The sequence below is a fragment of the Sphingomonas sp. genome (assembly GCF_017745215.1).
Taxonomy (GTDB): Bacteria; Pseudomonadota; Alphaproteobacteria; order Sphingomonadales; family Sphingomonadaceae; genus Sphingomonas.
Map to the genome: position 1 here is coordinate 55919 of NZ_JAGHZV010000007.1, position 14446 is coordinate 70364.

Annotated in this window: 9 protein-coding genes; 4 read left to right on the forward strand and 5 right to left on the reverse strand. The window is 70.1% G+C overall.

Annotated features, from left to right (window positions below):
• Positions 1 to 5: 5 nt before the first annotated feature.
• Positions 6 to 1214, forward strand: coding sequence for a glycosyltransferase (locus J7495_RS08945; RefSeq protein WP_294056135.1), 1209 nt, complete (start codon positions 6 to 8; stop codon positions 1212 to 1214).
• On the opposite strand, the gene J7495_RS08950 is transcribed toward J7495_RS08945, so the two are convergent.
• Positions 1192 to 2634 carry a hypothetical protein gene (locus tag J7495_RS08950; RefSeq protein ID WP_294056136.1) on the reverse strand — a complete coding sequence of 481 codons (1443 nt, stop codon included), beginning with the start codon at positions 2632 to 2634 and terminating at the stop codon, positions 1192 to 1194. The two genes, J7495_RS08945 and J7495_RS08950, sit on opposite strands and share 23 nt — an antisense overlap.
• Positions 2635 to 2723: 89 nt before the next feature.
• On the opposite strand from J7495_RS08950, the gene J7495_RS08955 reads away from it, so the two are divergent.
• The gene (locus J7495_RS08955) at positions 2724 to 4349 is read left to right on the forward strand and encodes an alkaline phosphatase D family protein (RefSeq protein WP_294056137.1); all 1626 of its coding nucleotides are present in this window, start codon (positions 2724 to 2726) and stop codon (positions 4347 to 4349) included.
• 143 nt (positions 4350 to 4492) lie between these two features.
• Here J7495_RS08955 and pepN read toward each other — a convergent pair whose 3' ends face one another.
• Entirely contained in the window at positions 4493 to 7078 is a 2586-nt protein-coding gene (pepN, locus tag J7495_RS08960) for an aminopeptidase N (protein ID WP_294056138.1), read from the reverse strand.
• A 219-nt stretch (positions 7079 to 7297) separates the two neighbouring features.
• On the opposite strand from pepN, the gene J7495_RS08965 reads away from it, so the two are divergent.
• Complete coding sequence (locus J7495_RS08965; protein ID WP_294056139.1) at positions 7298 to 9001, forward strand: M28 family peptidase; 1704 nt, start codon at positions 7298 to 7300, stop codon at positions 8999 to 9001.
• Positions 9002 to 9064: 63 nt separating this feature from the next.
• The gene (locus J7495_RS08970; protein ID WP_294056140.1) at positions 9065 to 9889 is read left to right on the forward strand and encodes an NAD(P)-dependent oxidoreductase; all 825 of its coding nucleotides are present in this window, start codon (positions 9065 to 9067) and stop codon (positions 9887 to 9889) included.
• On the opposite strand, the gene J7495_RS08975 is transcribed toward J7495_RS08970, so the two are convergent.
• From J7495_RS08975 to J7495_RS08985, 3 genes are all read right to left on the reverse strand, one after another.
• Entirely contained in the window at positions 9799 to 10707 is a 909-nt protein-coding gene (locus tag J7495_RS08975; protein WP_294056141.1) for an EamA family transporter, read from the reverse strand. The genes J7495_RS08970 and J7495_RS08975 overlap by 91 nt on opposite strands.
• 152 nt (positions 10708 to 10859) lie before the next feature.
• Positions 10860 to 11864, reverse strand: coding sequence for a beta-eliminating lyase-related protein (locus J7495_RS08980; protein ID WP_294056299.1), 1005 nt, complete (start codon positions 11862 to 11864; stop codon positions 10860 to 10862).
• Between the two features lie 150 nt (positions 11865 to 12014).
• Positions 12015 to 14366: a transglycosylase domain-containing protein gene (locus J7495_RS08985; protein ID WP_294056142.1), complete on the reverse strand. Its 2352-nt coding sequence runs from the start codon at positions 14364 to 14366 to the stop codon at positions 12015 to 12017.
• Positions 14367 to 14446 lie beyond the last annotated feature (80 nt).

A 14446-nucleotide genomic window follows, 5' to 3' on the forward strand; every position in this document is an offset into this window, starting at 1 on the left:
GCCCCATGCGGATCGTCGACGTCAACGAATATTATTCCCCCACCGGCGGGGGCGTGCGCACCTATCTCGACCGCAAGATGGCGATCATGGCCGAGATGGGCCATGAGCTGGTCGTCGTCGCCGCGGGGCGCGAGGAAGGCGTCGAGGAACGGCCCGGCGGCGGCGTGATCCACTGGCTCAAGTCGCCCGTGCTGCCGCTCGACACCAATTATTGCGTGTTCATCGACAAGGCCCGCATCCGCGCCAAGCTCGACGAGCTCCGGCCCGACGTGGTCGAGACCAGCGCGCCCTGGGGAACCGCCTGGGCGGTCGCCGAATGGCCGGGCAACGCGCTCAAGGTCTATTTCGGCCACAACGACAATATCGGCGCCTATTTCGCGCGATGGCTCGAGGATTTCGCCAGCGTCGACCAGGTCGAGCAGCTGTTCGGCTTCTACACGCGCTACATGGGCCGCTTCCTCCAATATTTCGACGCCTTCGTCACCAACGGCCCCGAGCTGGCGATTCGCCACGAGCGGCGGGGGCTCAAGGTCCATGCGGCGATGCCGCTGGGGATCGAGACCGGCTATTTCTCGCCCAGGCTGCGCGACGAGCGTCTGCGCGAGACGCTGCTCGCCCAGCTCGGCCTGCCGAAGGACGGGCATCTGCTGCTCGGCCTCGGCCGCCACCATCCCGAGAAGCGCTGGCCGCTGGTGATCGACGCCGCCGAGGCCGCAGGCACCGACCTGCCCGTCGGCCTGCTGCTGATCGGCGACGGCATCCACCGCCGCCGCATCGAGAAGCGCGTCGCGGACAGCCCGCATGTCCGCATGTTCCGCCCCGTCTACGACCGGATCCAGCTCTCGCGGATCATGGCGAGCTGCGACGCGCTGATCCACGGTTCGGACGCCGAGCCGTTCGGGCTGGTCGGCTCCGAGGCGATCGCGTCGGGCCTGCCGCTGATCGTGCCCGATACCGGCGGGCTTTCGCACATCGCCGACCCGCTGTTCGCCGAGAAATACCGCGCGCGCGACCCGCGCTCGGCGGCGGACGCGATCCGCCGGATGTTCGCGCGCGAGCCCGCGATCCTGCGCGCCGCCGCGGTCCATGCCGCGAGCAAGGTCCGCACCGACCGCGACCATGCCGAGGCGCTGGTCGACTGCTACCAGGAAATGCTCGACGCGCGCGCCGGGCGTACCCGCCGCTACCGCGTCATTTCCTCCGGTAGACGCTGAGCCGGTCGTTCCCCATCGGCACCGTCGCCTGCAGGCGATAGGCAGCATCCATCCGCCGCATCACCAGCGCGCGCAGGTCCTGGCGCTCGCCGATATAGGGCTTGCGGATCACCACCACCGCGGGATCCAGCGCCAGGATCCGCTCGATCTCGGCTTGCTGGTCGACCCCGATCGCGCCTTGCTCGCGCTGGCGGCCGAGGTGGCTCGGGAAGACGTAGCGCGACAGCCGGCAGCGCTCGCTCGCCGCATAGAGCATGCTGGTGCCCGAATAGACGTAGAGACAGCCCGGCCCCTTGCCGACCGTCGCCGCCGCCGCCGTGAATTGCGCGGCGTCGCCGCGGATCTGCCGCTTGACCAGCAGCGTGCCGATGCCGCCCACCAGGCCCCAGGCGAGCAGCAGCGTCGCCGCCCGGCGGCGGTGGTGGTGCTGGCTCAGAAAGCCTGCGGCGCAGCAGGCGAGCGGCGCGATCACCGGCAGCGCATAATGTTCGAACCAGCTGCCGAACGCGAGCAGCCCGGCGAGCGCGGCGCCGGCCCAGGCGAAGAGCCAGCTCTGCACCGCGCGCTCGCGCCCCTGCCCGCGCTGCCGCCACGCCATCGCGGCGAGCGCGAACAGCGGCGAGGCGATCAGCACGATCTTCGCGAGGTTGCCGAGCTGTTCGAGCAACGGATCGGGCCGACGCTCGCCGATCGAAGTGAAGTTGGCATAGACCCAGTCGGCGCCATGCCCGATCGCGGCGTAATAGCCCCAGGCGGCGAGCGTCGGCAGCGCGGCGGCGGCGGCTAGGGCGGTGGCGCGCACCAGGATCGCGGGCACGCCGCGCCCCAGCTTGAACTCGCGCCACATCCACCAAAGGCCGAAGAACAGCCCCTCGAACACCACCGAATATTTGATCTGCAGGCTCAGGCCCACCAGCGCGAGCGCGCTCAAGCCCAGGCGGAAGCGCCGAGCGGGGTTGGCGCGGTCGCCGGGCCGCGGCGCGAGCATCGCCGCGGCGGCGGTCATCAGCAAATTGTAGAAGACCGGCGCCTGGCCGCCCTGGCCATCGAGGAAGTTGAGCCACAGGATGTAGGCGATCGCGGCGGGAAGCGCGCCCCGGCTCCAGCCGGCGCGCTCGCACAGCCGGACGACCAGCAGCGCGGTGCCGACGACCGCGGCCAGCGCTATCGCCTGATAGCCCCAGATGCCGAGCGGCATGCCGAGCGCGGCGGCGGGGGTGTAGAGCAGGAACAGCCCGATCGGCTTGCGGTCCCACACGTCGACGTAGGGCAGCGCGCCCTCGAGCATCGATCGCGCGGTCACGAAATAGAATTCCTCGTCGACGTGCACGACGGGGTTGCCGAAGGTCACTGAGCGCGCGACGATCGCGACGAGGAGCAGGATCAGCCAGGCGGGGAGGCGGGCGACACGGTCGAGCATCGCGGCGGCTTAGCGGCCTCGGCTCAGGCTGTCACGAACGCGCCATATGGCGAGCGCAGGGCTGTGGTGTTCCGTGGGAGGGCCGTGCCATGACATTGCGTATCGATCGCCGTTCGTTCCTCGTCACCGGCACGCTGGGGACGGGCGCGTTCCTGCTCCCGGGCTTCGCCTATGCGCAGAGCGTCGCGGCGCTGACCGGCTTTACCCATTCGGTCGCGAGCGGCGAGCCGGCCGCCGATTCGATGCTGCTCTGGACGCGCTACGTCCCCGCGAACGGCGGCCCGGCGAAGCTGCGCGCGGAGATTTCGGAGACAGCCGACTTCGTGCGGATCGCCGGCGGCGGCGAGCAGGTAACCGGCCCCTGGCGCGACCATACCGCCAAGATCGTCGCGACCGGCCTCAAGCCCGGCACGCGCTATTTCTACCGCTTCGTCGCGCCCGACGGGACGATGTCGCCGGTGGGCCGCACCAAGACGCTGCCCGTCGGCCCGACGCGTCGCTTCGGCATCGGCATCTTCTCCTGCTCGAACATGGGGTTCGGCTGGTTCAACGCTTACGGCCACGCCGCCGCGCGCGAGGACCTCGACCTCTGGGTCCACCTCGGCGACTATTATTACGAGTACAAGCCCGGCGACTATCCCACGGACGAACAGGCGATCGCCGCGCGGGTGCCGCAGCCCCTCCACGAATGCCTCGCGCTCGCCGACTATCGCCTGCGCTACGCCAGCTATCGCTCGGATCCCGATCTCCAGGAGCTCCACGCCGCCAAGCCCTGCATCGTCCAATGGGACGATCATGAGACCGCCAACGACAGCTGGGAGGGCGGCGCCGAGAACCACCAGGCGGACGAAGGCGACTGGGACATGCGCAAGGCCGCGGCGATCCAGGCCTGGCGCGAATGGATGCCGGTCTCCGAGGCGCCATGGGGCAGCTATGCGATCGGCGCCCTCGCGACGCTGTTCCGTACCGAGAGCCGGCTGCTCTACCGCACGCGCCAGCCCGACATCGGCGCGTTCTTCTTCGAGGCCGATCCGATCAAGGCGCTCACCAACTTCCGCGACGGCGCCTGGCAGTCGCCCGCGGCGACGATGCTCGGCACCGAACAGGAGGCGTGGCTCGCCCAGGCGATGCGCGCGTCGGTCAGGGCGGGGCAGCATTGGCAGGTCGCGGGCTTCGGCACGATCATGGGCAATCTCGTCGCCCCGCCCGCGACGGAGAGCTGGCTCGCGCCGGACGCGGGCCGCAAGGCGCGGATGATCGCCAAGGCCGGCGTGATCTCGGGCAAGCTCGGCCTGCCGCTCAACTACGACAGCTGGGGCGGCTATCCCGCGGCGCGCGCGCGGTTCCTCAAGGCGGCGCAGGCGGCAGGCGCGAACCTGCTGGTGATCTGCGGCGACAGCCACAATGCCTGGGCGTTCGACCTCGGCCAGGACGGCAAGCCCGCGGGCGTCGAGTTCGCCGGCCATTCGGTGACCTCGCCCGGCTATGAGGATTCGCTCGCCGCCGATCCCAGGGCGATCGCGGCGGGGCTGGTCGCGGCTAACCCCGAGCTCAAATGGTGCGACACCAGCCGCCGCGGCTATATGGCGCTGACGCTGACGCCCGAGAAGGCGACCAACGACTGGCTGTTCGTCGACACGATCGCGACGCGCACCCCGCGCGCGAGCGTGGGGTACAGCGCCAGCGTGACGCGCGGCCGGAATGTGATGGCCTAAAAATCCTCCCCCGGAGGGGGGGGAACCGCCGCGAAGCGGTGCGGTGGTGGAGGGGTAGCTATCCACGAGCTTCGAAGCCAGCGGATCGCTACCCCTCCCTCAAGCCTTCGGCTTGCCACCTCCCCTTCCAGGGGAGGATTAAGTTAGTCCAGGCTCTTCGACGCCTGCTCGAACATGTCCTTGCTCAGCCCCGGTGCTTCCAGGATCCGTTCCAGCTCGGCGCGCATCTTCGCCGCGCGCGCTGCATCGAAGCGGCGCCAGCGGCCCAGCGGGGGCAGCAGCTTCGCGGCGGTCTGCGGGTTGAGCTTGTCCAGCGCGAGCAGCTGGTCGCCGAGGAAGCGATAGCCGCGGCCCGACTTGTCGTGGAACGCGCGCTGGTTGACCGAGAAGGCGCCGACCAGCGAGCGCGCGCGATTGGGGTTCGCCAGCGTGAAGTCGCGGTGCTTGGCCAGCGCTTCCACCGCCTCGGCGGTGTCGTCGCGGGTCGAGAGCGCCTGGGTCTGGAACCATTTGTCGAGCACCAGCGCATTGCCCTGGTAGCGGCGATAGAAGGCCTCGAGCGCTTCGTCGCGCTCGTCCGACGTGCCGTTGACCAATGTGCCGAGCGCACCCTGGCGGTCGGTCATGTTGTCGGCCGTGACGAACTGCTCGAAGGCGATGTGCGCGGCATCCTCCGCGCCGCTCGCGGCGATATAGCCGAGCGCAACGTTCTTGATCCGCCGGCCGCCCTTGCCGCTCGGCGAATATTCGAAGCGATTGGCGCGCACCGCCTCATAGGCTTCGCGCCACAGCGGCGCGAGCTTGGTGCCGAGGTCCGTGCGCAGCGCTTCGCGCGCCGCCCAGATCGCGTCGGGATCGACGGTCTTCATCTGGTCGCCGATGAACGCGTCCGAGGGCAGCAGCACCGCCTCGGCGACGAACGCCTGGTCGAGCGCGCTGTCCGACAGCGTGTTGCCGACCGCATCGATCACCGCGTCGTGATCGGCCTGGCCGGTCTCGACCGCCTTCACCAGCGTGTCGAGCATCAGCTGCTGCATCGCTTCGTAGCGCGCGAAGGGATCGTCGTCGTGCGCCGAGAGGAAGGCGAGGTCGGCCGCGGTGCGATCGGTCTCGACGATCACCGGCGAGGAGAAGCCGCGGTTGATCGAGAGCACCGGCTTTTCGGACAGCCCCTCGAACAGGATTTCCTGCTCCTGCCCCTTGAGCAGCACCAGCTGCTCGTCGCAGAGCGGCCGCCCGGTGAAGCCGCCGAGCAGCTTGAGCTTGAGCGGCAGCACCATCGGCGCCTTGTCGAGCTGTCCCGGCGTCGCGGGGACCGCCTGGGCGAGCTTCAGCCGCGCGCGGCCGCCCTCCTGGGTGAGCGTCGCCGAGACGCGCGGGGTGCCCGCCTGGCTGTACCAGAGGCGGAACTGGGCGAGGTCGACACCGCCGGCTTCCTCCATGCAGCGCACGAAGTCCTCGCAGGTGGCAGCCGTGCCGTCGAACCGCTCGAAGTAGAGGTCGGTCGCGGCGCGGAACGTTTCGGGGCCGAGGATCGTCGCCATCATCCGGATGACTTCGGCGCCCTTGTTGTAGATCGTCGCGGTGTAGAAGTTCGAGATCTCGATATAGCTGTCGGGGCGCACCGCATGGGCGAGCGGACCCGCGTCCTCAGGGAACTGGCCGGCGCGGAGCGCACGCACGTCCTCGATCCGCTTGACCGCCTTCGAGCCCTGGTCGGCCGAGAAGCTCTGGTCGCGGAAGACCGTAAAGCCTTCCTTGAGGCTGAGCTGGAACCAGTCGCGGCAGGTGACGCGGTTGCCCGACCAGTTGTGGAAATATTCGTGCGCCACCACCGCGGCGATCGCGTCGTAATCGTAATCGGTGGCGGTGTCGGGATCGGCGAGGATGTAGCGGCTGTTGAAGACGTTCAGCCCCTTGTTCTCCATCGCACCGAAGTTGAAGTCGTCGACCGCGACGATGTTGAACACGTCGAGGTCGTATTCGCGGCCGTAGACGTCCTCGTCCCACTTCATCGAGGTCTTGAGCGCGGCGAGGGCGTGGTCGGTCTTGGCGAGGTCGGGCGAGCGCACCCAGATGCCGAGTTGCACGTCGCGGCCGCTCATCGTCGTAAAGGTGCCGCGGTTGGCGACGAGGTCGCCGGCGACCAGCGCGAACAAATAGCTCGGCTTGGGGAAGGGATCGTGCCACTCGGCCCAGTGCCGGCCGCCGTCGAGCTCGCCCTGGGCGACCGGATCGCCGTTGGCGAGCAGCACCGGGAAGCGCGCCTTGTCGGCGGTCAGCCTGACCTTGTACTTCGAGAGCACGTCGGGCCGGTCGGGGAAGAAGGTGATGCGGCGGAAGCCCTCGGCCTCGCACTGGGTGCAGAGCATGCCGCCCGAGGCATAGAGACCCTGGAGCTGGGTGTTGCGCTCGGGCGCGATCTCGACTTCGGTCTCGACGATGTGCGCATCGCCGGCCAGCGCGACGACCAGGTCCTGCCCGTCCATCCGCCACTCGGCGTCGGCGCCGTCGACCTTCACCGAAAGCGCCGCCAGCCCGTCGCCGTCGAGCCTCAGCGGCGCGGCATGGCTCCCGTTGCGCTCGACCTTGAGCGTTGCGCGGACGCGCGTCGCCGCGGGGTCGAGGTCGAAATCGAGCGCGATTTCGGGGACGAGCCATTCGGGCGCGCGATAATCCTCGCGGCGCGTGACTTTCGGCGCTTGGGCCGCAGCGTGAACGTCTGCCATCGTGGGAGCGCATATAGGAAACAGGCCCCATGCCGCCACCTTTAATGTGACGGGATGCCAAGCCGAGGGGCTGCGACGCCACGCCGGGCTGGGACGAAGTGGTGCGCTTTGCCAAAAGCTGGCGTTGCCCGTGCGCAGATGCTGTGGAACAAGCGCGCATGGTGGGGGACGCGCTCCGGCCGCCGCGCAAACCAGCTTGCTTCGTTCGAAAGGCTCCGGATGCTTCGTCCCTTCCTCGTGCTCCCGCTGCTCCTGCTCGCGCCGCTGGCGCAGGCCCAGACCGGCGCACAGCCCGAGCCGCAACCGATCACGGTCAAGTCGGCCGAGACGCAGACGCCGCCGCCGCCGGCGGCGCCCGAAGTGCCCCCGGCGAGCAGGCTCCAGCTCGCGCTCAAGGCGCATGTCCAGTTCCTTGCCTCCGACGTGCTGCGCGGGCGCGAGGCGGGGACGCAGGACTTCAATGTCGCCGCCGAATATGTCGCCTCGCAGATGCTCGCGGCCGGGCTCAAGCCCGCGGGCGACGGCAAGGGCGGCTGGTTCCAGCCGGTGAGCCTCACCAGCTTCCGCCCCGGCGAGCATGGCAGCCTCGTGCTCAAGCAAGGCAAGGTGCCGATCACGCTCGCCTTCGGCACCGACTTCGTCAACATGCCGATCCCCGCCAAGCCCGACTTCAGCGTCTCGGGCGAGGTCGTCTTCGCCGGCTATGGCATCGTCTATCCGGAAGGGAAGCGCGACGACTACAAGGGGCTCGACGTCAAGGGCAAGGTGGTCGCGATCCTCACCGGCGTGCCCGAGGGGCTGCCCACCGAAGTCGGCGCGCACCTCGGCGACGACGACAACAAGGCGCTGATCGCGCAGCAGCACGGCGCCAAGGCGGTGGTAGTGATCGAGACCACCGACCGCGCCTCGTCGATCAGCTTCACCGACTTCGCCGCCTATTACGACTATAGCCGCCGCGGCTGGGCAGGGCCGGACGGCGTGGCGCACATGGTCGCGCCGGAGGCGCCGGTGGTCGCCTTCGTCAGCCAGGTCGGCGCGGCCAAGCTGTTCGCCGGCGCCAGGCTCAAATGGGCCGCGGTGCTCGCCGCCGAGAAGAAGGGCGCGCGCATCCCCACCGGGCCGCTCGCGGTCACGCTCGACGCCACCGCCAAGACGCGCGTGCGCACCTCGCCGAGCCGCAACGTCGTCGGCCTGCTCGAAGGCTCCGACCCGGCACTCAAGGGCCAGTACGTCATCCTCTCGGCGCATCTCGATCACGTCGGCATCGGCGATCCGGTGAACGGCGACCGCATCTACAACGGCGCGATGGACAATGCGATCGGCAACGCCGTGATCCTCGAGATCGCCAAGCGCTACCAGGCCGAGGGCAAGCGCCCGCGCCGCTCGATCCTGTTCCTCTCGCTCACTGCCGAGGAGGAAGGGCTGATCGGCTCGGACTATTTCGCGCACAATCCGGTGGTGCCGAAGGCAGCGCTGGTCGCCGACCTCAACATCGACATGCCGATCCTCACCTACAAGCTCGAGGACCTGGTGGTCGACGGCGAGGAGCGGATGAGCCTGGGCCCGGTGATCCACGCCGCCGCCGCGAAATACGGGCTGAAGGTCGTCCCCGATCCGACGCCCGAGGAGATGTTCTTCGTCCGATCGGACCATTACAGCTTCGTCCAGTCGGGCATCCCGGCGGTGTCGATCGACACGGGTCCGGGGACGGGCGAGGGCGCGATCGCGTCGAAGAAGTTCCTCGACGAGAATTACCACAAGCCCTCGGACCAGATCGACCTGCCGTGGAACTGGCCCTCGGCTGAGAAATATTTCAACGTCGCCTTCTCGGCCGCGAGCACGCTCGCCGACGACGACAAGCGCCCGAGCTTCAACAAGGGCGACTTCTTCGGGGTGCTGTTCGGCGGATACGGGGCGCAATAGCCAAGGCGCGTTCCCGCCTCCCGCCGGGATGACGGCATGGGGCAGGACGGCTACCATTCCCCCATGCGTCTCTTCGTCTTCGGCCTGGGCTATACCGCCACGCGCCTCGCGGCCGAGCTGCGCGCGCAGGGCTGGACCGTCACCGGCACCACCCGCGACACGTTCGCCGACCGCGTGAAGGTCGCCGAGCAGCTCGCCCAGGCGAGCCATGTCCTGTCCTCGGTCCCACCGGCGGGCGACGGCGATCCGGTGCTCGACGGCTGGGGCCATGCGCTCGACGGAGCCAAGCGCTGGATCGGCTATCTCTCCTCGACCGGCGTCTATGGCGACACCGGCGGCGCCTGGGTCGACGAGGACACGCCCACCGGCACCGGCCGCCGCACCGCGCGCAGCGAGGCCGACGCCGCCTGGCTCAACAAGCAGGCGCGCGTCTTCCGGCTGCCCGGCATCTACGGCCCCGGCCGCTCGCTGCTCGACCGGATCCGCATCCGCTGCCCCGCACGGATCGACATCCCCGGCCAGGTGTTCAGCCGCATCCATGCCGACGACATCGTCTCGGGTGTGATCGCCGGGCTCACGGCGCCGCCGGGCGCCTACAACCTCGCCGACGACTGCCCCGCGCCCCAGAGCGACATCGTCGCCTTCGCCTGCCGCCTCGCCGGCTGCCCGGTGCCGCCGCTCGTGCCGCTCGACATCGCCGAGCTCAGCCCGCAGGCGCGCGCCTTCTACGGCGAGAACCGCCGCGTCTCGAACCTCAAGGCCAAGCGCGTCCTCGGCTGGCGCCCGCGCTACGCCGACTACCGGTTGGGCCTGCGCGCCCTGAGCGCCAGCACCAGCCCCGCGACGGTCAGCACGGCGCCTGCGCCAGCGTACCACGACCAGCGATAGCCCTCGAACACGGTCGAGAAGAGCATCGCGATCACCGGGATGATCACGCTGGTGTAGGCCGCCTTGGCCGGTCCGATCGTGCGGATCAGCGCGAAATAGAGGGTGAAGGTGATCGCCGATCCGATCACGCCGAGGTAGAGGATCCCCGCCGCATAGCTCCACCGCGGCTCGAACACCGGCGCGCCGACCGTGGCCAGCGCGAACGCCGCGTCGATCGCCGCGCCGAGCAGCATCGCCCAGCCGAGCATCGGCACCATCGGATAGGCGCGCGCCGTAGGGGTCGCCTGCATCACGTTGGCGATCGAGGCCGAGAGCACGCCGAGCAGCGCGATGCCGATCCCGATCGCCGCCTGGGTGGGTCCGTGCGCGCTCAGCCGCATCTCATGGACGAACAGCAGCGCCACGCCGGCGAGCGCGATCCCCGAGCCGAGCACCAGCTGGCGCCCCATCCTCTGCCCCAGGAAGATCCGCGCGAGCACCGCATTGGGCACCAGCAGCAGCGCATAGCAGACCGCGACCACGCCCGAGGTGATGTGCTGCTCGGCGCGGTAGACGAGGTTGAAGTTGAGCACGAACTGGCTGAGCGCGAGCCCGAGCGCGAAGATCAGGCCGCGCCGGTCGAGGGCGAGCTTCTCGCGCTTGATCAGCGCCCAGGCGAGCATCGTCACGCCCGCCGCGGTGAAGCGATAGGTCACCGACCAGCTGGGCGGCACCACCGCCAGCTGGTCGCGGATCACGATCCAGGTCGAGCCCCAGATCAGCGTCACGACCGCGAAGGGGACGAGCACGGTGAGGCGCGTGGAGCGAGGCTGGTCCATCAATTACATCCTCCCCTGGAAGGGGAGGTGGCAACCCGAAGGGCTGACGGAGGGGTAGCTCTCCACGAGCGACGCAGCCCGCGGGTAGCTACCCCTCCACCATGCTTCGCATGGTCCTCCTCCCCCTCCGGGGGAGGATTGAGAAGAAGCACTCACGGCAGCGCCGCGATCGCTTGCGCCAGCGGGCGGATCGCTTGCGGATCCTGGTCCCAGCTCGTCACCAGCCGCGCCTCGCCGACGGTCCAGTCGTAGAAGTCGAAGCCCAGCGCGCGCAGCCCGGCGGCTTCCTCGGCCGAGACGCGGATGAACACTTCGTTCGCTTGCGCCGGGAACACCAGCCGCTCGCCCGCGGCCTCGGCGAGCAGCTTCGCGCCCGCATTGGCATTGCGCGCATTCGCCAGCCAGAGATCGTCCTTCAGCATCGCGAGCAGCTGCGCGGCGAGATAGCGGCCCTTGGAAAAGAGCAGTCCCGCGCGCTTGCGCCGGCGGAGCGTCGCCTCGGCAAGCTCGGTCCTGAAGAACACCAGCGCCTCGGCGCTCATCCCGCCGTTCTTGACGAAGCCGAAGCTCAGCACGTCGACGCCGGCCTTCCACGTCACTTCGGCCGGCGAGCAGCCGAGATGCGCGACGGCGTTGGCGAAGCGCGCGCCGTCCATGTGCAGCCCCCAGCCGCGCTCGCGGCAGAGCTCGCCGATCGCGCCGACTTCGGCGGGTGAATAGGCCAGGCCATATTCGGTGGCGTTGGTGATGGTGACGGCATGCGGCTGGACCTGGTGCACGTCGGGCCGGATGCCGCTCACCACCGCGCGGATCGCGTCGGGCGTGAGCTTCGCCCCCGGCCCCTCGCCGAGCATCAGCGTCGCGCCATGCGTGTAGAAGCCCGGCGCGCCCGCCTCGTCGACCTGGACGTGCGCGTCGCGGTGGCAGACCACGCCGCCATCGGGCGGGCAGAGCGCGGCGAGCGCGAGGCAGTTGGCGGCGGTCCCCGTCGGCACCCACAAGGCGCGCACCGGCGCTTCGAACAGCTCGGAGAAGGCGCCGTCGAGCTGCGCGCTCCAGCGGTCGCCGTCATAGGCCGTGTCGAGCTGGTTGGCGCCCGCGAGCGCGTCGAGCACTTGGCGGCAGACCGGGGCGGCATTGTCGGAGAAGAAGCGCATGGCCCAGCGCATTGCGGTCGTGCGAGGACGCCGTCAACTCACCTCCGCAGCCCCAAGGCCGTCATCCCGGCGAAAGCCGGGACCCAGGGCCGCGGGCGACACGGCTTGCTGCCCTGGGTCCCGGCTTCCGCCGGGATGACGGTGGAAGGGCTACTCCCGCTCGGGGTCGTTCCCACCGTTCCGCGCCGGTGGCGGCGCAGCGTCCTCGCGGCGCGGGGCGCGGCCGGGCGTGGGCTCGGGAGTCGGCGTCGGGGTGAGCGTATCGATCACCGTCTCGATCGTGCCCTGGTCGATCTTGATCCCCAGCGCCTCGAGCGGGCTGTCGTCGTCGCCCGACTCGTTGCCGACGCTGCCATTGTCCACCGGCTCGGGCGGCGGCGCGGTCACCGGCACGTTGAGCGCGCGCGCCATGAAGTCGCGCCACACCCGCGCCGGGATGCCGCCGCCCGAAAGCGCGGCGTTGGGCGAATTGTCGTCGTTGCCGATCCACACGCCCGCGACCAGCGCGCCTTCGCCTTCGCCCGCATAGCCGACGAACCAGGCGTCGCGATTGTCCTGCGTCGTGCCCGTCTTGCCGAAGCTCGGGATCGAGAGGCCCGCGCCGCGTCCCGTCCCGCTCTGCACCACGCTCCCCAGCAGCGTGCGCAGGTCCTCGAGCTCGCCGCGGCGATAGTCGGTCGAGCGGCCGAAGGCGGCGGCGATCGGGCTGCTTGCCTCGGCGAGGTCGGCGAGCCCCGTCGGCCGCACCGGATAGGCACCGCGCGCGACCGAGGCATAGGCGGAGGTGAGCTCGAGCAGCGATACCGTCGACGTCCCCAGCGCGATCGAGGCATTGTCGCCGATCGGCGTCGAGATGCCGAGGTCGCGCGCGGCCTGGGTCACGGCCTTCACTCCGAAGCGCTGGGTCAGCCGCGCCGCGACGACGTTGCTCGACTTGGCGAAGGCTTGCTGGAGCGTGATCTTGCCCTGATAATCGCCATGGCTGTTCTCGGGCGACCAGCCGCCGAAGCTCACCGGCGAATCATCGACGATGTCGTCGGGCACCATCCCCCCGCGCAGCGCGGCGAGATAGACGAACAGCTTGAAGGTCGATCCCGGCTGGCGCCGCGCCTGGGTCGCGCGGTTGAACGGCGAGGCGGCGTAGCTGGTGCCGCCGACCATCGCAACGACGCGCCCGTCGGGCCGCATCGCGACGATCGCGATCTGCGCGCGCTTCAGTCCGATATTGCGCACCGCGCGCTCGGCCGCCGCCTGCATCCGCGTCTCGAGCGTGGTGGTCACGCGCTGCTCGCTCGCCACCGCGCCCGCCATGTCGCGCGCCTGGGGCAGCACCCAGTCGGCGAAATAGCCCCCGCTCGGCAGCGGCTTCTCGCGCGGGACGTTGAGCACCGCAGGTCGCACCCGCACCGCCTCGTCCTTGCTCAGCATGTGCGTGTCGACCATCGCCGCCAGCACCAGCCGCTGCCGCTCGCGCGCGCCGCGGAGGTTGCCCGTCGGCGCGAGCCGGCTCGGCGCCTGCACCAGCCCGGCGAGCAGCGAGGCCTGGCTGACGCTCAGCTGCTCGGGCGCGCAGTTGAAATAATGCCGCGCCGCCGCGCTCAGCCCATAGACGTTGTCGCCGAAATAGACGTTCGAGAGATAGCGCGAGAGGATCTCGTTCTTGGTCAGCCACGCCTCGAGCCACAGCGCGATCATCGCTTCCTGCGCCTTGCGGCCGAAGGTGCGGCTCGAGCTTAGAAAGGCGTTCTTGGCGAGCTGCTGGGTGATCGTGCTGCCGCCCTGCTGGCCGTCGCTCGAGGTCATGTTGTGGACCAGCGCGCGCATCAGCCCGCGCGGGTCGACGCCCCAATGGCTGTAGAAGCGCCGGTCCTCGATCGCGACGAAGGCGTTGCGGACGTGCGCGGGCAGCTTCTCGGCGTCGACCGGCTGGCCGATCACTGCGCCGCGCCGCGCGATCGGCGTCTGCCCGTCCGAGGCATAGAGCGTGATCGAGGGCGGCGCGGGCGGCTCGAGCGACTTGGAGAGCGGTGCGGTGAGGGCGAGCCAGGCGACCGCGAGGACGAACAGCACGACGAACGCCGCCGCGCCGCGCGACACCCAGCGCCACAGGCTCGGCCGGTAGAGCACCGGGAGGTTGGTGGTGTAGCTCCCCGGCGGCAGCTCGCCCCCGGGCGGGGCGCCCGGTGGCAGCGGCGGCGCGGGCGGCACCGCGGCGACGCGCGGCGCGTCGCTCGTCCAGGCGCGGACCGGCCGGGGCGCCGCCGTTGCCGGCTTGGGCGCGGGCGCGACTTCGGTGAGCTCGAACGGCTCGGCGCCTTCGAACCACTGGCGCTCGGGCGCGGTGTCGACCGGCTTGCGGATCACCTTGGGCAGCCACGCCATCGGCGCGCGGCGCTGCGCGGCCTGGGTCGGGGCAGGCGGCGAAACGGGCTTCGGCGCGGCGGCGACATCGGCGCGACGCAGCGGGAAGCGGATCTCGGGGGAGTCTGGGTCTTTCGCCATCAACCGCGCAAGCTACTGTGTTGCCCTTGCAATACACCAATGCAGCGCAGCCGCCAAGCCCGCGCGCACGGCCCGTCGCC

Bases quoted from the DNA above. Each gene is read 5' to 3' on its own strand.
- pepN (WP_294056138.1), bottom strand. From the start codon at position 7,078: ATGGCAGACGTTCACGCTGCGGCCCAAGCGCCGAAAGTCACGCGCCGC.
- J7495_RS08985 (WP_294056142.1), bottom strand. From the start codon at position 14,366: ATGGCGAAAGACCCAGACTCCCCCGAGATCCGCTTCCCGCTGCGTCGC.
- J7495_RS08965 (WP_294056139.1), top strand. From the start codon at position 7,298: ATGCTTCGTCCCTTCCTCGTGCTCCCGCTGCTCCTGCTCGCGCCGCTG.
- J7495_RS08970 (WP_294056140.1), top strand. From the start codon at position 9,065: ATGCGTCTCTTCGTCTTCGGCCTGGGCTATACCGCCACGCGCCTCGCG.
- J7495_RS08950 (WP_294056136.1), bottom strand. From the start codon at position 2,634: ATGCTCGACCGTGTCGCCCGCCTCCCCGCCTGGCTGATCCTGCTCCTC.
- J7495_RS08975 (WP_294056141.1), bottom strand. From the start codon at position 10,707: ATGGACCAGCCTCGCTCCACGCGCCTCACCGTGCTCGTCCCCTTCGCG.
- J7495_RS08980 (WP_294056299.1), bottom strand. From the start codon at position 11,864: ATGCGCTTCTTCTCCGACAATGCCGCCCCGGTCTGCCGCCAAGTGCTC.
- J7495_RS08955 (WP_294056137.1), top strand. From the start codon at position 2,724: ATGACATTGCGTATCGATCGCCGTTCGTTCCTCGTCACCGGCACGCTG.
- J7495_RS08945 (WP_294056135.1), top strand. From the start codon at position 6: ATGCGGATCGTCGACGTCAACGAATATTATTCCCCCACCGGCGGGGGC.